This is a genomic window from Billgrantia endophytica (assembly GCF_002879615.1).
In the GTDB taxonomy this organism is placed as follows: Bacteria; Pseudomonadota; Gammaproteobacteria; order Pseudomonadales; family Halomonadaceae; genus Halomonas; species Halomonas endophytica.
The window spans coordinates 190713-211069 of the sequence record NZ_PNRF01000032.1 but is presented as its reverse complement, the minus strand read 5'-3'; the positions used below and the strand labels follow the sequence as shown (position 1 = coordinate 211069).

At 62.5% G+C, this 20357-nt stretch carries 17 protein-coding genes; 8 read left to right on the top strand and 9 right to left on the bottom strand.

The features are described from left to right. Positions 1-81 precede the first annotated feature (81 nt). Positions 82-567 (bottom strand): helical membrane plugin domain-containing protein, encoded by a 486-nt coding sequence (locus C1H69_RS16455; RefSeq protein WP_102654459.1) that lies wholly within the window; start codon positions 565-567, stop codon positions 82-84. Then, complete coding sequence (gene fdhF / locus C1H69_RS16450) at positions 567-3533, bottom strand: formate dehydrogenase subunit alpha (protein ID WP_102654458.1); 2967 nt, start codon at positions 3531-3533, stop codon at positions 567-569. Before fdhF ends, C1H69_RS16455 begins: the two co-directional genes overlap by 1 nt. Positions 3534-4075: 542 nt before the next feature. On the opposite strand from fdhF, the gene trxA reads away from it, so the two are divergent. Beyond that, on the top strand, positions 4076-4399 hold the full coding sequence (gene trxA, locus C1H69_RS16445; RefSeq protein ID WP_043515801.1) for a thioredoxin: 324 nt from the start codon (positions 4076-4078) through the stop codon (positions 4397-4399). A gap of 59 nt (positions 4400-4458) precedes the next feature. On the opposite strand, the gene C1H69_RS16440 is transcribed toward trxA, so the two are convergent. Continuing rightward, positions 4459-5571, bottom strand: coding sequence for an AI-2E family transporter (locus C1H69_RS16440; RefSeq protein ID WP_102654457.1), 1113 nt, complete (start codon positions 5569-5571; stop codon positions 4459-4461). Between the two features lie 195 nt (positions 5572-5766). On the opposite strand from C1H69_RS16440, the gene C1H69_RS16435 reads away from it, so the two are divergent. After that, a complete protein-coding gene (locus C1H69_RS16435) occupies positions 5767-6537 on the top strand; it encodes an SIMPL domain-containing protein (RefSeq protein WP_102654456.1) in 771 nt (256 codons plus the stop codon). A 117-nt stretch (positions 6538-6654) separates the two neighbouring features. Here the strand turns inward: C1H69_RS16435 and serS are convergent, their stop codons facing one another. Beyond that, positions 6655-7932: a serine--tRNA ligase gene (gene serS, locus C1H69_RS16430; RefSeq protein WP_102654485.1), complete on the bottom strand. Its 1278-nt coding sequence runs from the start codon at positions 7930-7932 to the stop codon at positions 6655-6657. A 166-nt stretch (positions 7933-8098) separates the two neighbouring features. Between serS and ydiJ the strand changes: the two genes are divergently transcribed. Continuing rightward, entirely contained in the window at positions 8099-11323 is a 3225-nt protein-coding gene (gene ydiJ, locus C1H69_RS16425; protein WP_102654455.1) for a D-2-hydroxyglutarate dehydrogenase YdiJ, read from the top strand. Between the two features lie 71 nt (positions 11324-11394). Beyond that, positions 11395-11595 (top strand): DUF2905 domain-containing protein, encoded by a 201-nt coding sequence (locus tag C1H69_RS16420; protein WP_102654454.1) that lies wholly within the window; start codon positions 11395-11397, stop codon positions 11593-11595. Position 11596: 1 nt separating this feature from the next. Here the strand turns inward: C1H69_RS16420 and trpC are convergent, their stop codons facing one another. The 3 genes from trpC to C1H69_RS16405 are packed head-to-tail and all read right to left on the bottom strand — an operon-like array spanning position 11597 to position 14092. Further along, the gene (gene trpC, locus C1H69_RS16415) at positions 11597-12406 is read right to left on the bottom strand and encodes an indole-3-glycerol phosphate synthase TrpC (RefSeq protein ID WP_102654453.1); all 810 of its coding nucleotides are present in this window, start codon (positions 12404-12406) and stop codon (positions 11597-11599) included. Between the two features lie 53 nt (positions 12407-12459). After that, the gene (gene trpD / locus C1H69_RS16410) at positions 12460-13479 is read right to left on the bottom strand and encodes an anthranilate phosphoribosyltransferase (protein WP_102654452.1); all 1020 of its coding nucleotides are present in this window, start codon (positions 13477-13479) and stop codon (positions 12460-12462) included. Positions 13480-13507: 28 nt separating this feature from the next. Next, positions 13508-14092, bottom strand: a complete 585-nt coding sequence (locus C1H69_RS16405) for an anthranilate synthase component II (protein ID WP_102654451.1) — start codon at positions 14090-14092, stop codon at positions 13508-13510. 407 nt (positions 14093-14499) lie between these two features. On the opposite strand from C1H69_RS16405, the gene mscL reads away from it, so the two are divergent. The 3 genes from mscL (at position 14500) to C1H69_RS16390 (ending at position 16477) form a co-directional block, all read left to right on the top strand. After that, positions 14500-14928: a large conductance mechanosensitive channel protein MscL gene (gene mscL, locus C1H69_RS16400; protein ID WP_102654450.1), complete on the top strand. Its 429-nt coding sequence runs from the start codon at positions 14500-14502 to the stop codon at positions 14926-14928. A 229-nt stretch (positions 14929-15157) separates the two neighbouring features. After that, complete coding sequence (locus C1H69_RS16395; RefSeq protein WP_102654449.1) at positions 15158-16174, top strand: metal ABC transporter solute-binding protein, Zn/Mn family; 1017 nt, start codon at positions 15158-15160, stop codon at positions 16172-16174. A 72-nt stretch (positions 16175-16246) separates the two neighbouring features. Beyond that, entirely contained in the window at positions 16247-16477 is a 231-nt protein-coding gene (locus C1H69_RS16390) for a hypothetical protein (RefSeq protein ID WP_102654448.1), read from the top strand. A 40-nt stretch (positions 16478-16517) separates the two neighbouring features. Here the strand turns inward: C1H69_RS16390 and trpE are convergent, their stop codons facing one another. Beyond that, a complete protein-coding gene (gene trpE, locus C1H69_RS16385; protein ID WP_102654484.1) occupies positions 16518-18002 on the bottom strand; it encodes an anthranilate synthase component I in 1485 nt (494 codons plus the stop codon). A gap of 88 nt (positions 18003-18090) precedes the next feature. Then, the gene (locus C1H69_RS16380) at positions 18091-18756 is read right to left on the bottom strand and encodes a phosphoglycolate phosphatase (RefSeq protein WP_102654447.1); all 666 of its coding nucleotides are present in this window, start codon (positions 18754-18756) and stop codon (positions 18091-18093) included. 244 nt (positions 18757-19000) lie between these two features. Here C1H69_RS16380 and C1H69_RS16375 point away from each other — a divergent pair, with 244 nt between their 5' ends. After that, entirely contained in the window at positions 19001-20299 is a 1299-nt protein-coding gene (locus C1H69_RS16375; protein ID WP_102654446.1) for an NAD(P)/FAD-dependent oxidoreductase, read from the top strand. Positions 20300-20357: the final 58 nt, after the last annotated feature.

The window sequence follows — 20357 nt, the reverse complement described above, 5'->3', positions numbered from 1 at the left end:
TCCCTTCCTTGCCGGCCACGCCGTTGCTACATGGCTTCGCACCCTGCCAGCAGGGTGCGAAGCGGATACACAGATCGCCGTTCAGGGCCCGCTGGTCGGCTTGCCGGTATAGTCCGTCACTGGCTTGTCGACTGGCTTGTCGAGTCGTTCGGCAAAGGCCTTGAGCCCCTCGATCAGCGGCGCCACGGCATGCCAGAGCTGTTCATCGTGAAGCATCTTGTAGGCTCCGCTGATCCCTGGTGACTCTTCGCCCTCCTTGCCGGGCTGATGCAGGCTGACCTGGTCGATGCCCTCCTTGAAGGCAAACATCACCTTGTAGAACCGCTCGGGCGGAATGGCGGAGAGCATCATCGCCAACGCCGAGAGATTCTGGATGGCGTTGAGAGTGCCCTCCTTGCCGATGCCGTCCACCAGGACCTTGGCAATCTCGGTATTGGCAGCCACCACATTGTTGGTCAAGCGCAGCACGCCATGCTCATGCAGTGTCTGCAGCAACTGTTCGAGCTCCTCGTGAGCATCCATGCCGATCCTGGGTGGCGTCACGTCATGGGATATTCGTTCAGCCATCACATCTTCCTCGGGTTGGCTTGCTGTGCGGGCGGCAACACATAATCGCCACGGGACCACTTGACCGCCACCTCGACACCCTGGGTCGGGGTAGGCTGGCCAAAGCGATAGTTGGTGCTCGGCAAAGGAGGCTCGCCCCGCTTCGACAGGACCTCCAGCTTGACCGCAGTCTCCTTATAGGCCGGCGTCTGGACGTCGGGGTCGTTATGCTCACCTGTCAGCGTGTTGATACCAAACTTACCGAAGTGGATCGGCAGAAAAAGTGTCTTGCCCGCCACCCGGTCGGTGATGACGGTCGGCAATTCGATACTGTCGCGACGCGAGGTCAGGCGAACCCAGGTCCCTTCCTCGATGCCTCGCTCGGAGGCCAGCTCCGGGCTCACCTCGACAAACCCTCTCGGCACCTGCTGCCAGACCCCCTCGCTCCGGCCAGTCTGGTTGGAGGCCTGGAAGTGCTCACGCATGCGGCCATTATCGAGAGAGAGATCGTACTCGGCGTCGGTGGTCTCCTCCGGCATCCGCCATTCAAGCGGAAAGAGGTTGGCCTTGCCGTCCTCGTTGGGAAAGCCATCGGTGTAGAGCAGCGGAGAATCGGTACCGTCCGCCGCCACCGGCCAGAGTTGCGAATTCCAGCCTGCCAGGCGATCGTAGCTGACACCGGCAAACATCGGTGCAATTCGGGCGCACTCGTCCATGATCCGGGAGGGGTGCTCATAGCCCCAGTCATGACCCATACGGGCTGCCAGGTCCGTCAGTATCCTCCAGTCGGGCCGGCTGTCCCCAAGCGGTGGCAGCACTTCATGGAAGCGCTGGATACGACGCTCGGTATTGACGAAAGTGCCCTCTTTTTCGACGCTTGGGCTCGCAGGCAACACCACGTCGGCAAATTCGGCGGTGCGGCTCAGGAACATGTCCTGCACCACCATGAAGTCGAGTTTCTCGAAAGCCGACAGCACGTTGTGGGTATTGGCATCCGAGAACGCCGTCTCTTCGCCAATGATATACATCGCTTTGATATCGCCCTTGTCTGCCGCTTGCACCATCAGAAAGTTGCCTTTACCGGGCTCGTTGGATAACGCTTCAGGCGTCACCCCCCACCCTTCGGCCCATCGCTTTCGGCTCTCCTCATCGGCGACGTGGTCATACCCGGGATAGCGGTCCTTCAGACAACCGAAGTCGCTGGCCCCCTGAACGTTGTTATGACCCCGCATGGGGTAGCCGCCCGTACCGGGCTTGCCGTAATTGCCGGTCACCAGCAACAGGTTCGAGAGCGCCGTGCTGGTATCAGAGCCGTGGCTGTGCTGAGTAATGCCCATCGCCCACAGCAGGCAGACACTGCCCGCCCGGCCGATCATTTCTGCCGTTTCGATCAGTTCCTGGCGGGAAACGCCCGTCATCTTTTCAGCGAACTCGAGTGTGAACGGCTCCAACGAATCACGGTACTCCTCGACACCGTTGACCCACTGGTCGAGAAACTCCATGTCCGCCAGGCCATGGTCGAACAGGTAGCGCGACAGCGCCGATGCCAGGATAAGGTCCGTGCTGGCGTTGGGGCGCAGAAAGATATCGGCCCGGTCGGCCATTTCATGCCGGCGGGGGTCGATCACGATCACTTTCTGGCCTCGCAGCTTCTGGGCCGCCTTGATCCGGGCTGCGATCACGGGATGGTTCTCGGCGGTGTTGCTGCCAACCAGCACCACGACCTCTGCCTGCTCGATATCCTTGATCGTACCGGCATCGCCACCATAGCCGACCGTGCGGAACAGACCCTGGGTAGCCGGGTTCTGGCAATAACGCGAGGAATTGTCGACATTGTTGGTGCCAATGATCAGCCGTGCGATCTTCTGGGTCAGGTAGGCCTCCTCATTGCTTGCCTTGCTCGAGCCGATGAACCCCAGGCTATCCGGGCCATGGGCCTCGCGAACCTCCAGCAGCCGCCGCGCCACCAGATCGAGCGCCTCGTCCCAGCCTGCCTCCCGGAAGCGACCATTCTCACGAATCAGAGGCATGGTCAGGCGCTTCTCGCTATTGACGAAATCCCAGGCGAACTTGCCCTTGATGCAGGTGGAAATGCCGTTGGCGGGCGCCTCCGGTACCGGTTGGACCTTGAGGATGTGACGGTCCCGGGTCCACATCTCGAAGGCACACCCGACCCCGCAATAGGTACAGACGGTCTTGGTACGCTTGATCTCGGGCTGTCGCATCTTCATGTCCATTTCCGATAGCCCCGAGACCGGCGTCGCGCCAATGGTGATCTCCACTGCCTTGATGATCTCGATCATTGGGCGCTTGAGCGACCATGGCATTGCGGTGAAAGGACCGGCCTGGCCATCCATGCTGTTTTCCATCAAGGCATTACAGGGGCAGACCGTGACGCAATGACCGCAGTGTACGCAGCTGGAATCGTCGATGGCCTTGCCGCCATCCCATAGCACCCGCGGATTCTCGCTCGCAAAATCGATGCTCAGTGTCTCGTTGACTTCGACATTCTGGCAGGCCTCTACGCAGCGGCCACACAGGATGCATTGATCGGGATCGTAGGTATAAAAAGGACTGGAAGTGTCCTTCTCATGGGGCTTGCGCTGGAACTCGTAGCGCTGGATGGGTATCTGCATGTCCACCATGGTGTTGTGAAGCGTGCAGTCGCCATTGTTGTTCTCGCATACCGTACAGTAGAGTTCGTGCTTGCCGAGCAGCCGATCCATCCCTTCGTGGCGTGCGGCTTCGGCATGTTCATTACGGCTGGAGATGGTCAATCCGTCTGATGTGCGTATCGAGCAGCCCCGCTTCAGCCCGCCATCGACTTCGACCCAGCAGGCATCGCAGGTTTCCAGCGCACCAAGCGAGGGGTGATAGCAGACATGGGGAAGTGCGATACCGTGGCCTTCGAGGAAGTCCACGAGCGGCTCATCGGCTTCTCCCGATAGCCGCTGCCCATCGAATACGATCGTACAATCTGGCGTCATGGCCTGGCTCTCCTTGTCCGGGCCTGGCAACACACGCCCGCGCACGGCATTGACCTGTGGAAAGCACCGAGGCTTCCCCGCACCGCTTTTTTCTGGCGCCACGATCCTGGCCCCAAGAGTAGGTGGCCGTGCCGGCAACACGCGCCTGTGCCGAACCCTGCCCTGTTACGTCCGGTCTGTCTCTGGCAACGTAGCCGAGACCCCGCCCCTTGTCGAAGTCCTTCGTCGCGCCATGACCGGCGCTGAATGGCGGGGCACCAGGCACGCCAACGGGCTGGAAGGTCATGAAAAGCAATAGGTTAGAGAAAATCCGGAGGAAGCGGACGTGTCAAGCCCAGCGCTTGGGAAACGATTCGGGCTGCCGTTGGTAACACCCCGAAACAGAATGACTCAGGAAACCGGAGGAAAAGCGGGAACACGCAGCCGCAAGCGAGCACTATTTGCCAGCGACCCGGTCGGCCGCTAACATCAGCCGACCAGACATGCCCCCGGGCGTGTCATCTCGATCCGCTCGATGCAGCGCAACGTAACTGGAGAAACACATGGCCAACAACGTCGATGTCACCAATGCCAACTTCGAGCAGGAAGTCCTCAAGGCAGATCAACCCGTGCTGCTGAAGTTCTGGGCGCCCTGGTGCGGCCCCTGCAAAGTCATGGCGCCGGTGATCGACGAGGTCGCCGAAGAACGTTCCGGCAACCTCAAGGTAGTCAGCATCAATGTGGACGACGCTCCGGAAATCGCCGCCGAGCAGGGCGTTCGCGGCGTTCCCACCGTCATGCTGTTCAAGTCGGGCTCCAAGGTCGCCTCTCTGGTAGGCGCACAGTCCAAATCCCAGTTGGCGCAATTCATCGATCAGAACGCCTGATCCCATGCCATGAATACCCTCTCGCCCCGGCCATGGCCGGGGCGAACGCTTTTGGGGCATCACTCGGCCTTGTCGACTCTCTCCAGTGGCGGCTCTCTCTCCTCTCTGACTGCTGGCGCATCGTCCGTTTGCCGACCCGGCCCCAGCAATCGAGCGATCCATCGCGTCTGGGGGTGGCTATTCAAGGCAATTTTCAAGGTCATGGTCAATACCACCGACAACAGCATCCCCACCACGCCGAAGACCCAGCCCCATACCACCAGCGAGAGAAACGCCACAAAGGTCGAGAGGCCCAGCGCCCGCCCCATGAGGCGTGGCTCCACCAGATTGCCGAGCACGAAATTGATGGCCAGATAAGCCGTTGCCAGCACGAAAGCCTGAAAAAGCCCCCCATCCTGGGACACCAGCATCAGCAGGATGGGCGGTAGCGCAGCCAGTGCCGACCCGATATTGGGTATATAGTTCAGGGCAAAGGCCAGGACACCCCACAACAGCGGGAAATCCACGCCGACCAGAACACAGGCCAGCCAGGCCAGTACCCCGGTCACCAGACTGATCAAGGTCTTGACCGCCAGGTAGCGCTTCAGCGTCAAGCTGAACTCATGGAAACGCCTCAGGCTCGGTGCCGGATCGTCCAGGGCCTGGGATACCTTGGTGCGAAAATTGAGTGTCTCGAAGAGCATGAAAACGACCAGCAGGGCCACCACGACACTCTGCATGACAAGATTGCCCAATTCTCCCAGCAGCATGGGCACCCAGGCACTGTCATCTTCCATGTCGAACAGTCCCGCCAGGCGGTCGGGATCGATGGCCAGCCCCATGTCGGCCAGACTGGCGAGAATGTCCAGGTAGTGTTCGTACAGGCGGTCTTCGATCCCGGGCAGGGCCTCGATGAAGGTCCAGAAGGTATTGGCAACCAGTACGCCGACCAGCGACAGCAAGGCGCCAATGACCAGCAAGGTGATGCAGACCGCGAAGCGCAGGCTAACGCCCAGGCGATTCAACCACTGCACTGGTGCCGTGCAGATAACGGCGATGAACAGCGCCAGCAGCAATGGCACGATCAAATCCGAACCGGCCTTCATACCGGCGATGATGATCACCAGTGCAGCCAGCGCCAGCGTGAGCATCAGGGGGTAGCCGTGCTGCCCATCCTCGTTGCTGTCAAGCATGCCATCTATCCCTGTCTGGCGTGTCCGTCTTCATCATGCCGCTTGCGAGGCCGGCACACAAATTCTCCCGTTTCAGGATCAAACATGCAGATTCGGTGGAACCACGCCAATGTGCGGAACCATACGCCGCTTTCTCTCTCGAATCAGAGCCCGGCGAGTTGGCCGGCCATTATCCACTGCTGCAAGGAGGCTCCCATGCCCCGCCAAACCCGATTCCGGTACCTGTTGCTGGGTGCCCTGCTTTCCACGACGCCGCTGATGGCCGCCACTACCCTTGCCGATGACAACCGCTCGCGGCTGGACGTTCAGGCCGAGGCCCAGCTTGATGTCGTTCCAGACCGGGCGACCCTCAGCGCCCGCCTCTGGGAGCGTACGCCGGCCATTCCGCGGCATGACGAGACCGAGAGCGACCCCACCGCCCTGCGCGAAGCCCGTGACCGACTCGAGGAGCGCGCCGCGGTTCTCATCCGTACACTGGAAGAAGCAGGGCTTGAGCGCGACGCGATCAGCGCCGGCTCGCTGAACGTACAGCCGGAATACGTGCCGGGCACCAGAACGGCCGACGGAGAGCGCGAGACGCTGGCACGGACTCGCCTGGAGCGTCCTTTCCGGGTAGAAGTCGAGGATCTGGAACGCCTGCCGCTACTGCTCGACGCACTGACCGAGGCGGGAGTGAATGCACTGGACGGGGTAACCTACGACCTGACCGACCGGGAGGCCGCTACCGACGAAGCGCTGATCAAGGCGCTGGAGAAGGCCCGCCACAAGGCCGAACTGATGGCCTCCACCCTCGATGTCTCCCTGGGTCCCGTGATCAGCATCAGTGAGACCCGCTCCCCCATTTATGCCCCGCGCATGATGGCCATGAGCGCCGATAGTCGGGAAAGCGCCGGTGCGGCAGAGTATCGCCCGGGCACCATCACCATCGAGGCCGGAGTCAGCGTGAGCTGGACCATCGAGCCCTGACCGGAGACGCTGCATGCGGCATCGCAACGGGCCTGGCACTTGCCAGGCCCGTTGCGATATCGGCTTTCGAGGCGCTCACCCTGCGCCCGGGAAGCAACCGAAGGCAGGGAAACCGACTCAGATATTGATCACTTCGACGCCACCCATATGGGAACGCAGCGCTTCCGGAATCGTGATCGCCCCCTCGGCATTCTGGTGGTTCTCCATGACCGCAATCAGGCAACGCCCGACTGCCAGGCCGGAGCCATTCAGGGTATGCAACAGTTGAGGCTTCTTCTGTTCGGGATGGCGAAAACGCGCCTGCATGCGCCGCGCCTGGAAGTCCTCGCAATTGGAAATCGAGGAGATCTCACGGTAGGTCTGCTGGCTGGGCAGCCACACTTCCAGATCATAGGTCTTGGTGGCACCGAAGCCCATGTCGCCGGTGCAGAGAGTGACGACCCGGTAGGGCAGATCCAGCGCCTGCAGGATCGCCTCGGCATGGCCACGCATCTCTTCCAGCGCCTCATAGCTCTGCCCAGGCTCGACCATCTGCACCATCTCGACCTTGTCGAACTGATGCTGACGAATCATGCCGCGGGTGTCCCGGCCATGCGAGCCCGCTTCGCTGCGAAAGCAGGGGGTATGCGCGGTCAGCTTTACCGGCAGCAGGCGGTGATCGAGTATCTCGTCACGGACGAAATTGGTCAGCGGTACTTCAGCGGTGGGAATGAGATGATAGCCCCGCTCGTCGTCGAGGCGAAACAGGTCCTCGCCGAACTTGGGCAACTGGCCCGTGCCAAACAGCGAGTCGGCGTTGACCACGTACGGAACGTAGCACTCTTCGTAGCCATGCTCCAGGGTCTGCTTGTCGAGCATGAACTGGGCCAGCGCCCGGTGCAGCCGCGCGATGGGGCCGCGCATCACGGTGAAACGTGCGCCGGTCAGCTTGCTCCCCAGCTCGAAGTCCATGTCGCCCCTGAGCGCCCCCAGGTCGACATGATCCCTGACCTCGAAATCGAACGTCCTGGGGGTGCCCCAGCGATGCAGCTCGACGTTGTCATCTTCGCTCACGCCCACCGGCACGCTGGCGTGGGGCAGGTTGGGCAAGCCGCTGACCAGGTCCTCCCACTCTGCCTGCACGTCGGCGAGACGAACCTTGGCGGCGTCGAGACGATCACCGAGATCACTCACTTCCGCCAGCAGAGGCTGGATGTCCTCGCCCTGGGCCTTGGCCTTGCCGATCGCCCTGGAGCGGGTATTCCGCTCGTTCTGCAGCGACTCGGTCTCGGTCAGCAGCTCACGGCGCCGAGCCTCCAGGGCGGTGAGCCGCTCGGTATCGAGGACAAAGCCCCGCGTGGCCAGTCGTTGGGCGACCCTGTCGAGGTCGCTGCGCAGCAGTTTGGGATCGAGCATGGCATCCAGTCCGTCGCAGGTGAAATCAAGGCGCCCCATTGTAGGGAAAAGGCCGCCTGGGCGCCACGCGCCGGGATGCGCACCACCGCCCTCTCGGGGTAAAATAGCGGCATTCCTTCTGCCTGTCCGGCCCCGCCGTGACAGCGACCAAGGCCGACACGACACCATGATCGCACGACTGGACACGACACAAGCGAGCCACCTGAACGGACTCGGCGCCCACTACGTGCGCTTTCTCGAGGCCCTGCGGGCCGCCGGTTTCGCCGGCGAAATCGCCCCGGACTACGCCAACCGCACGGTACTGGCTACCGACAACTCCCTCTATCAGCGCCTGCCCCAGGCGGTGCTCTACCCCAAGGGGGCGGAAGATCTCGAGCGCATCGCACACCTCGCCGGCCAGGTGGAACATCGCCGGGTGGTGCTGACGCCCCGCGGCGGCGGTACCGGCACCAACGGCCAGTCGCTCACCGATGGCCTGGTGGTGGATGTCTCGCGACACATGAATCGAATCCTCGACATCGATGTCGCCAATCGCCGCGTGCGGGTCCAGGCCGGCGTCGTCAAGGATCAGCTCAATGCGGCATTGAAGCCGCACGGCCTGTTCTTCGCGCCGGACCTCTCCACCTCCAACCGCGCCACCATCGGCGGCATGATCTCCACCGACGCCAGCGGCCAGGGCAGCTGCGAGTACGGCAAGACCCGCGACCATGTGCTGGAACTCGACAGCGTGCTGCTCGGCGGCGAACGGCTGGTCAGCCGACCGGTCCAGGCGGAAGAACTCGAGGCGCTATGTGCCCGTGACGGCGTGATCGGTACGGCCTACCGCACCGCCCGGGAGATCGTCGATACCCGGGGCGACCTGATCGCCGCCAAGTTCCCCCCGCTCAACCGCTGCCTGACCGGCTATGACCTGGCGCACCTGCGGGACGCGGATGGCCGGCTCGACATCAACAGCCTGCTGTGCGGTGCCGAGGGCTCGCTGGGCTTCCTCAACGAGGCGGTGCTCAACGTGCTGCCGGTTCCCCGGCACTCGACCCTGGTCAACGTCCGCTATGCCGGCTTCATGGACGCCCTGCGCGATGCTCGGGCACTGATGTCGAGCAGCAGCTCTTCACAAACCCAGCCGCAGGCGCGCCCCACCTCCATCGAGACGGTGGACGACAAGGTCCTGCAGCTGGCCATGGAGGATTTCGTCTGGGACAGCGTGGCGGAATTCTTTCCCGGCGAGGCCGCTGCCGGTCACGGCGCCGATGATAGCGACGCTACCAGCACTATCGCCCACCCAGGCAAGACAGTGGCGATTCGCGGCATCAACCTGATCGAGTTCAACGACGACGATCCCGCGCGCCTGGCCGAGCGGGTCGCCGTCTTCTGCCACCACTTGGAGGCGGATGACAGCGTCGAACGCCTCGGCTATACGCTGGCCGAGGGCCGTTCGGCCATCCAGCGTGTCTACGGCATGCGCAAGCGAGCCGTGGGCTTGCTGGGCAACGTCAAGGGAGAGAAGCGACCGCTTCCCTTCGTCGAGGACACTGCGGTGCCGCCGGAACACCTGGCCGACTACATTGCCGAGTTCCGTGCGCTGCTGGACGCACGTGAGCTCGACTATGGCATGTTCGGCCACGTGGATGCCGGCGTGCTGCACGTGCGCCCGGCCATCGACATGAAGGACCCCGCCCAGGAGCGGCTGATCCGCGAGGTGTCCGATGAGGTCGCCGAACTGACCCGGAAATATGGTGGCCTGCTGTGGGGCGAACACGGCAAGGGCGTGCGGTCGGAATATGCACCCAGGTTCTTCGGCGAGCTCTACCCCAGCCTGCGGCGGATCAAGGCCGCCTTCGACCCCCACAACCAGTTGAACCCGGGCAAGATCGCCACACCGCTGCCCACCCCGCCCGACGCCAGCGAAGAGCAGGTGGTCAAGTGGGTCGATCCCGGCCTGCTGGCCATCGACGCCGTGCCCACCCGTGGCCAGCTCGACCGCCAGATCGATGAGCGGGTGTGGCAAGCATACGGTGCCGCGGTCTACTGCAACGGCAACGGTGCCTGCTACAACTACGACCCGAACGATGCCATGTGCCCCTCGTGGAAGGCGACCCGCGACCGGGTGCACTCGCCCAAGGGACGCGCCAGCCTGATGCGCGAATGGCTGCGCCTGCAGGGCAACGCCGGTATCGATGTGCTCGACGAGTCGCGAGCGCAGCAGACCGAGGGCGGCCTTGGCTTTCTCAAGCGCCTGCCCCGGCGTGCCTTGAACACGCTGAGGCGCAAGGGGGAAGACGACTTTTCCCACGAAGTCTACGACGCCATGGCCGGGTGCCTGGCGTGCAAGTCCTGCGCCGGCCAGTGTCCGGTGAAGGTCGACGTACCGGAGTTCCGTTCCCGGTTCCTGGAGGTCTACCACGGTCGCTACCTTCGCCCCGTGCGCGACTACCTCATCGGCGGCATGGAGTTCTTCGTGCCGGTACTGGCCCGGGTCGCACCGCTCTACAACGCCGCCCTGGGCAACCGCCTGGTCGACAGACTGCTGGCTGGCCCCATCGGCCTGGTCGACAGTCCGCGGCTGTCACGGGCGCGCCTGGGCAAGCAGCTGCAAGCCTGGGGGGTGGCCGAGGCCACACCGACCTCGCTTGGCCTGCTGACCGACGCCCAGAAGACCCGCAGCGTGGTCATCGTCCAGGATGCCTTCACCAGCTTCTTCGAGGCCGAGCTGGTGATGGACATCGTCGAGCTGTTGTCGCGTCTCGACATCAAGGTCTTCGTCGCCCCCTACTCGCCCAACGGCAAGCCGCTCAACGTGCAGGGTTTCCTCGGTGCCTTCGCGCGCACCGCCGAGACGCAGGCCCGACGCCTGCGTGCCCTGGCCGAGTTCGGCGTACCGTTGGTGGGTATCGATCCGGCCATGACCCTGACCTACCGCCAGGAGTACGTGAAGGCGTTGGGACCCGATGCCGTGCCCGATGTCCTGATGCTTCAGGAGTGGCTCGTCGCCCAGGGCCAGCGGCTGGTTCCGGCGGGGCTGAGCCAGCAGATGGACAACCTGGCCGATCCCGGCTTCCGGTTGCTCTCCCACTGCACCGAGAAGACCAACGCCCCGGGCAGCCCCAAGGCGTGGCAGCAAGTGTTCACCGCGTTCGGTTTCGAGCTGGACCTGATCGCCACCGGCTGTTGCGGCATGTCCGGCACCTATGGGCATGAGGCGCGCAACCGCCACACCTCGGCCACCCTCTACGCCCAGTCGTGGCAGCCGGTGGTGGAAGACGAGACCAACAGCGGGCGCCTGCTGGCCACCGGCTACTCCTGCCGCAGCCAGGCGAAGCGGCTTTCCGACCAGGGCCTGCCACACCCGTTGCAGGGCTTGTTGGCGCTCTTCCGTCAGCTCAACTGGTAAACTGGCAGAGCATGGCCGGCGGCACGCCGTCGGTCTCCCGGGTCGCACCCATAGGGCGAACAGGAGGCAACATGTCACGCACCCTGATCATCATCGGCCTGTGCATCGTTGCCATCGGTCTCTTCTGGCCATGGCTCTCCAGGCTGCCCTTCGGTCAGCTTCCCGGCGACATCGCCATCAGGCGAGAGAATGTCTCGTTCTATTTCCCCATCACCACCATGATTCTGCTGAGCCTGCTGGTTTCGGCAATACTCTGGCTGCTAAATCGGTAGCCTAGAAAAATAGCCGTCGCAGCGCCTCCCCCGGGTCGCTTTCACGCATGAAGGCTTCGCCGACGAGGAAGGCATGGACGTCATGCTCACGCATGCGCAGTACATCATTGCGGGTGTTGATGCCCGATTCCGTCACGACGGTGACACCGGCCGGAATGCGGGTCAGCAATTCCAGCGTGGTTTCCAGGCGTGTCTCGAAGGTGTGCAGATTGCGATTGTTGATGCCTACCAGGCCGATACCGAGCTTGAGAGCCCGCTCGAGCTCATGGATATCGTGCACTTCCACCAGCACATCCATGCCCAGTAATACCGCCTGCTGATACAGGTCCGCCATTCGGGCATCCTCCAGCGCGGCGACGATCAGCAGGATGCAGTCGGCACCGATGGCCCGCGCCTCGCTGACCTGATAGCCGTGGATGATGAAGTCCTTGCGGATAACCGGCAGCTCACAGGCTTCGCGCGCCTCGATCAGGAAGTCTTCGTGGCCCTGAAAGAAGTCGGCATCGGTCAGGACCGAGAGGCAAGATGCCCCACCAGCGGTATATTGCCTGGCGATCTCGCCTGGCTGGAAATCCTCCCGGATGACACCTCGTGAGGGGGAGGCCTTCTTGATCTCGGCGATGACTGCCGGATCGCCTTCATCCATGCAGCGATTCAGGGCGGCAATGAAACCCCGCGGGGCACTCTGCTGCTCGGCCAGCGCCAGCAGCTCGGCTTCGGGCACGGCACGGCGCCGCTCATCGACCTCCTGCTCCTTGCGGGCCAGGATGCGGGTAAGAATGGTGGGGGGAGCGTCCTGCGTCGGGCTCATGGCGAAAAGTCCTGAAATCGAGGCGGCAGTCGACTGCCGCAGACTGGGAGTGCTCAGGGAATCAGCACTCGAGTAAAGTCGGCCAATTCCTTCATTTTTTCCAATGGTAGCCTGGAAGCCTGGGCGTCCTGGGCCATGGCCACACCTTCTTTCAGTGAATCGGCAATATCGGCACAATACAGTGCCGCCCCGGCGTTGAGTGATACGATGTCCGCCGCCGCACCGTCACCCACCAGCGCCTCTTGCACCAGACGCAGGCTATCCTCGGCACTGACCACCTTGAGCTGTGCCATATCCTGGCTTTCGATACCCAGCTCCTCGGGCGTAATCGTATAATGGAGAATCTCACCATCCTTCAGCTCCGCCACCTGCGTGGGGGCAGCGAGCGAGATCTCGTCCAGCCCATCCTCGGCATGCACCACCATGACATGATGGCTACCCAGATACTGCAGGACTTCCGCCATCAAGGGCACCAGGGCTGGAGAATAAACCCCCAACAGCTGGTTGGGTGCCCCGGCGGGGTTGGTAAGCGGTCCCAGAATATTGAACAGGGTGCGAACGCCCATTTCACGCCTTGGGCCGATGGCGTAGCGCATGGCGGGGTGATGGTTGGGGGCGAACATGAAGCCGACCCCGACCCGCTCGATGCAACGCCCCACCTGGTCCGGCTTGAGATCCAGATGGATACCCGCCACGTCGAACAGATCCGCACTGCCCGATGAGGACGACACGCTGCGGTTGCCGTGCTTGGCCACATGGGCACCCGCAGCGGCGGCAACGAAACTGGCTGCCGTAGAGATATTGAACAGGTTGGCGCCATCACCGCCGGTGCCGACGATATCGACGATATTGTCGGCTTCTATCCTGACCCGCTTCATCAGCTCGCGCATGACCTGAGCCGCGGCACTGATTTCCTCCGCGGTTTCCCCCTTCATGGCCAGGCCGACCAGCAAGCCGCCAATCTGCGCGTCGGTGGCCTCTCCGGTCATGATCTGATGCATCACCGCATGGGTCTGGTCGAACCCCAGATTGTCACGGCGCATCACCGCAGCAATGGCGTCTCGCATCTGCATGGGCAGTCACTCCTCTGTCGGGCGCGGGTCAGCGACGCTTCAGGAAATTGGCCAGCAGCTCATGCCCCTGGCGAGTAAGAATCGACTCCGGATGGAACTGCACGCCTTCGATGTCCATCTCGCGATGGCGCAGCCCCATGATCAAGCCCGGGGTCACGTCATCCTCGTCGGTCCAGGCCGTGACTTCCAGGCATTCGGGCAACGAGTCCGCCTCGACCACCAATGAATGATAGCGAGTGACCTCCAACGGTTCCTCAAGACCTTTGAAAACGCCCTGACCGCGATGCCGTATTCGCGAGGTCTTGCCATGCATCACCTGGGGCGCTCGCACCACCTTGCCGCCGAATACCTGGCCGATGGCCTGGTGTCCAAGGCAGATCCCGAGAATAGGCAGCTCGCCGGCGAAGTGGCGAATCGCTGCCAGAGAGATGCCCGCCTCGTTGGGCGTGCAGGGTCCAGGCGATACGACCAGGTGTGTCGGTGCCAGCGCCTCGATCCGCTCTATGCTGATGGCATCGTTGCGGAAGGTGACCACCTCGGCCCCCAGCTCGCCCAGGTACTGCACTACGTTGAAGGTAAAGCTGTCGTAATTGTCGATCATCAGCACGGACATGGCTGTAAGGTCCTGTTTCTGTTGCAGATGGCAATTCGGCCTTGCAGAGGTTACCCAGATCGAGTTCGTTGACCGCACCAGCCGTGCAGGGACATCAGCCACAAAAATGCCGCCCTGACGGCGGCATGGTCATTCAAGACGCAACGGTGCCGCCCCGCTTCAGGAGCGCCACCACTTCCGGCTCGAACGAATGTGATCTGATGATGTCATGCACGCAATAGTGCCGTTGTGCCGGGCTGGCTGTCAATCCATGGCAATCGAAGGCCAAACACGGATAATGACAACGCGATACCTGTTGGGGCCAGTGCTGCACGAGTCATTAAAGTCCGCCTGGTTCCGGCTACACTCAACTTGACCGGTTGAACCGACTCCGTCGCCGTGTGCGCCGGATCTGCGAGGAAGCGTCCATGTTGAAGGAATTCAAGGAGTTTGCCGTTCGCGGCAACGTGGTGGATATGGCAGTGGGCATCATCATAGGCGGTGCATTCGGCACTATCGTGTCGAGCCTGGTGAATGATGTGTTGATGCCGCCGATTGGGCTACTGCTGGGGGGAGTGGATTTCACCGACATCTTTCTTGTGCTGAAGGGAGAGGGGCCTTATGCCAGTCTGACAGAGGCCACAGCGGCGGGCGCCGTGACGCTCAATGCTGGCGTGTTCGTCAATAACGTGGTGAGTTTCCTGATCGTCGCGTTTGCGGTGTTTCTGCTGGTCAAGGCGATCAACCGCCTCAGACGCCAGCAGGTCGAATCGCCAACACCGCCTGCCCCCCCGCCTGAAGAGGTCCTTCTGCTGCGAGAGATTCGCGATCATTTGGCCAGCCGACCCAAGGAGTGAACCCACCCGAGGAAATGAATCGTCCTGCCGTCAATCGCTGCCGAGAGGTGTCTCGCGTGGCGGTCTTTTTGTTCCTCCCAGGCCGGCATGAACCAGGCTGACCCGGGGGGGACAAGCAGAAGAGGAACAGCTCAAGCCCCTATGGTCAGCTCGGCCTGCCACGGCTGGTCAGGCCAGACGCCAGACTCTATCATCGGCCCCATGCGCTACCGCAAAAAGGAGATTGACGATGCGCTCTACCCGCCATGCCCTGCTCTGGTTGGCCTTCCCCCTCGCTGCCATGGTCGGCGGTGTCAACGCAGCGGCAGCATCACCCAAGGTGGTAGCCACTTTCTCGATACTGGGCGATCTCGTTGCCCAGGTCGGTGGCAGGGATATCCAACTGGTCACCCTCACCCCTGCCGGAGCCGAGGTTCATGAGTGGGAATTGACACCGAACAACTTCATCGCCCTGGAAGATGCCGACCTGGTGTTCTACAACGGCTACCAACTGGAGCAATGGATGCGCCAGGTGTATGCCACGGTGGGAAATCGCGCACCACTGGTGCCCCTGGCCGAAGACTCTGAATACCCGACTCTGCCAATCGTGACCGGCGAATACACGGGTGAACCGGATCCACACCTCTGGATGGCCCCCCGGGCTGCGGCGGCCTATGTCCAGGTCATTGCCGACACCCTCGCCGAGTTGCACCCGGAGGCGGCGGACAGCTTTTATTCACGCGCCGAGAAGGCTCGCGAGGCGCTCGATGACCTTCATGAGGAAGTCGCGGAAATGCTGGCCAATATTCCCGACGACAAGCGTTTGTTGATCACCAGTGAGGCCGCCTTCGTCTACTTCGCCGATGCTTATGACTTCCGCCATGATGGTGTCTGGGGCACGAATGCCGAGACGGAAGGCTCACCACAGCAAGTCATGCGCATCATCGACCTGGTCAACGAAGCCAGGCCGGCCGCCCTGTTCTGGGAGAGCACCATCTCGGACCGGCATGTTCGCAGCATTGCCAACGATACCGGCGCTGACGTCGCGGGTCCGCTCTATGTCGATTCCCTTAGCGAGGCGGATGGGGAAGCAGCCAACTACATTGCCCTCATGCGTCACAATGCACGGGTAATTCGCGACGCGTTGACGGAAGTCGATGAAACGAAGGAGCAAGAGGAAACACAACGGAACGAGGGGAAGAAAGAGAGGAAAGCGGGGTTCCGGCACCATTCAGGTACTGGGGGCACCCGATGCCATGCTGACTGATGCCATGCTGGCTCGTCTGACAGCCGGACAGGTCGAAGTGAAGGCCCTCGGCGCACATGGGGAAGTCCTGCCGTGATCGAGACAGCGAACCTGTTTGGCATGGCCATCATCGACGGGCTGATTGCAGCCCTGACGACCATCGTCGGGTTGCTGCCAGAGGCGATCGCAGCCCCCTTCTCCTATCACTTCATGCAGAGAGGCCTGCTCACCGCCGTGCTGGGGCTCTATCTCTCGGTAGTCCTCGACGTGGCTTCAAGCGGCGCCCGTGCTGGTGGCGTCGCAAGCGTTCCCCCTGTCGACTGAGCCGCCATACACGCCCTTCTTCAATCGTCTTTTTTGATGCTCAGAGATTATCGAGACCGCGCTCGGCCATGGCAACGGCACGGAATATCGCACGCCCCTTGTTGAGGGTTTCCTGCCATTCGAGTTCGGGGACCGAGTCGGCGACCACGCCGGCCCCAGCCTGGACGTGCAGCTCACCATCCTTGATCACCGCCGTGCGGATGGCGATGGCGGTGTCCATGTTGCCGTGCCAGGAGAGATAGCCCACTGCGCCCGAATAGATCCCGCGCTTGACCGGCTCCAGTTCGTCGATGATTTCCATGGCACGAATCTTGGGAGCGCCGGAGAGCGTGCCCGCCGGAAAGGTGGCGCGCAGGACATCCATGGCGGAGAGCCCTTGCCTGAGCTGGCCGGTAACGTTGGAGACGATATGCATGACGTGGGAATAACGCTCCACTGCCATCTGGTCCGTCACCACGACGGAGCCAGTCTCGCTGATACGCCCCACGTCGTTGCGCCCCAGATCGATAAGCATCAGGTGTTCGGCGACCTCCTTCGGATCGCCCAGCAGGTCGGCTTCCAGCGCTCGATCCTCTTCTTCGGTCTTGCCGCGGATCCGGGTGCCGGCAATCGGACGCACCGTCACCTCGCCATCCTCCAGCCGAGTCAGGATCTCGGGCGACGAACCAACGACATGGTGATCCCCAAGGTTGAAGAAGAACATGTAGGGGGACGGATTGAGGCTTCGCAACGCACGATAGAGATCCAGTGGCGAAGCCTGATAAGGAATCGACATTCGCTGCGAGGGTACGCACTGCATGACATCGCCCGCCAGCACGTATTCCTTGATCTTCTCGACCGCCGCCTTGAAGCCCGCTTCGGTGAAGCCTGACGTGAAATGCCCCTCTTCCACGGCACTGCGACCCGTGCCGGGACTGATGGTGTTCAGTGTGGCGCTTCGCAGGCGGACTTCCAACTGCTCCAGGCGCACGACCGCCGCCTCATGGGCATCGGCCTCGGCGGGGTCAGCGTGGGTCCATAGCGTCAAGCGACCCGAGAGATTGTCGAACACGACCAGGTCGTTGCAGACCATCAGCAGGATGTCCGGCACGCCCAGCGGATCCGGCTTTTCGACACCACGCAGGCGCGGCTCGATATAGCGAATGGTGTCATAGCCGAAATAGCCGACCAGGCCGCCATCGAAACGCGGCTGGTCGTCGAGCCGGGGTACCTTGAACCGCGCCTGGAACTGCTCGATCCAGTCAAGCGGATCCTCGACCTCGACTGCGCCTTGCTGCTCGCCATCGATCATGTGGTAAACGACGAAACCGCGCACCTCGATACGCTCGCGGCAAGGCAGCCCGATGATCGAATAGCGCCCCCACTTCTCTCCACCCTGTACCGACTCGAGGAGAAACGTCCAGGGCTCGTCGGCAAGCTTGAGGTAGGTGGAAAGCGGGGTATCGAGATCAGCCAGCACTTCACGGGTGACCGGTATGCGGTTATAGCCGGCGGATGCCAGCTCCTGGAAACGTTCGAGGGTCATCATCCCCGGTTCCTCAATGATGAAAGGGGAAGCATGACCACCATGAGAGGGGTCCCCGTATCGATTGCTGAAGTCATCCAAAATCACCCTAAACGAGTTCCGCCAGCGATTCAACCACGTCATCGGGCCGGCTATCACGAACCGATTCGCCATGATTGTAGCCGTAAGGTACTGCCAGGGTACGAAAACCCGCAGCCTGCCCAGCGGCGATGTCGTGACGTGAATCCCCCACCATCAGGCAATCCCGGGGGTGCAGGCCAAACTGGGCCGCCACATGCAGCAGCGGAGCAGGATCGGGCTTCTTCCGGTCCAGTGAATCGCCCCCCAGGCAGAGCCCGAAATGCCGCTCCAGGCCGAAGCCCGCCAGTATCGGGGCAATGAACGCGAACGGCTTGTTGGTCACCAGCGCGAGCGGCATCCCGCCGGTCCTCAACCCATCCAGGGCCTCGCGAGCGCCGGGATAAATCCGGGTGCGAGAGCTCGGATCACGGCCGTAATGCTCGAGAAACCCCCGGTGGCCCTGTTCGAGCAATTCCGCAGGCGGCGTATCGTTCAAGGCAGCGGCCAGGGCCCGCTCCACCAGCTTGCGAGACCCGTTGCCGACCCAGTCACGCACGTTTTCCATGCCCGCCGGCGCCAGGCCGAGGTCGGCCAGGGCCATGTCCACCGCAACCGCCAGATCGGGCACCGAATCGATAAGTGTGCCATCCAGGTCGAATGCGACAAGACGTATATCCTTCAGAATCGCATGCAAGTCCACTCCTCCGTGTCACGGGGCGACCCCGCCGGCATCACCCACTGTCGGCTCGTGCCTGGCGTTGCCCATGGTCAGTGACCCCTGTAGCCCGCTATGCTGGGGCTGGCGGTTGCCGATTGCAGAGTGAAACCCCCTTCGCCGCCGAGCCATGCTTCCTGGCTCATCTGGCAGGACGATCCGCCCTGACCCAGGCAACCTTGTTTCCACCCTTCCCCTTTCCATTTTCAGTCAGGAGTCTCGAATGACACTACCACGCATCGTGGTGGTAGGCGGAGGCGCGGGCGGACTCGAGCTGGTCACCCGGCTCGGTCGCAAGCTCGGCAAGCGCAAGCATGCCGAGGTCGTGCTCGTCGACCGCAACCCTACCCACATCTGGAAACCCTTGCTGCATGAGGTGGCTACCGGCGCCCTGGATTCCAGCCTCGACGAGGTTTCCTACCAGGGCCACTCCAAGACCCACGGCTACCGTTTCCAGCGCGGCACCCTCGATGGCATCGACCGTGAGGCCCGGCGGCTGACCCTCGCACCCATCGTGGACGACGACGACAGCGTCGTGCTCCCGTCCCGGCATCTTGACTATGACTACCTGGTACTCGCGCTTGGCAGTGTCAGTAACGATTTCGGCACGCCGGGGGTGGCCGAACATTGTCACTTTCTCGACAGCCCGGCCCAGGCGGAAGCCTTCCGCCGCGACATGCTCAATACATTCCTGCGCTACAGCGATCCCAAGCGCCGCCTGCATGTCAAACTTGCCGTCGGTATCGTCGGCGCGGGTGCCACGGGGGTGGAGCTCGCGGCGGAGCTCTACGACGCCTCGAAGATGCTGCACAGCTATGGCTTCACATCGCTTGATAGCGGGCAGCTCAAGGTTCATCTGATCGAGGCCGCGCCCAGCATTCTGCCCGCTCTTCCTGAGCGCATCACCACGGCGGTTCACCGGGAGCTCGAGAAGCTCGGGGTCGAACTGCATGTCGACACGCGGGTCACCCGTGTCGACGAAACCAGCTTCACGACAGCAGACGGCACCCGCATCGAGACGGACTTGAGCGTGTGGGCGGCGGGCATCAAGGCGCCCCCCTTCCTGTCCGAACTGGGGCTGTCGACCGAACGCAATCACCAGGTCAAGGTACACCCGACCCTGCAGAGCCTCGACGATGATCGCATCTTTGCCCTCGGGGATTGCGCCAGCTGTCTCCAGGCGAACGGCAAGCCGGTTCCGCCCCGGGCTCAGGCCGCTCATCAGCAGGCCACCCTGCTCTATCACAACCTCCGAGCCACACTGGATGGGAAACCACTCAGGACGTTCATCTTCCGCGATCGCGGCTCGCTGATTTCCCTTGCCCACTTCGAAGCCATCGGCAGTCTGATGCGAGGCGCGTCGGCACGCAGCCTGTTCATCGAGGGACGCCTGGCAAAGTTCTTCTATGCGTCCCTGTATCGTATGCACCAGTTCGCCATTCATGGTGCCATCAAGACCACCATGACGGTAGTGGTAGACGGCCTGAATCGCTACCTGCGTCCCAGGATGAAGCTCCACTGAACGGGCCGCTGGAGAAAAGTCGCCAGGCCTGGCCTGGCTGACTTTTCTCCTCTCGCCC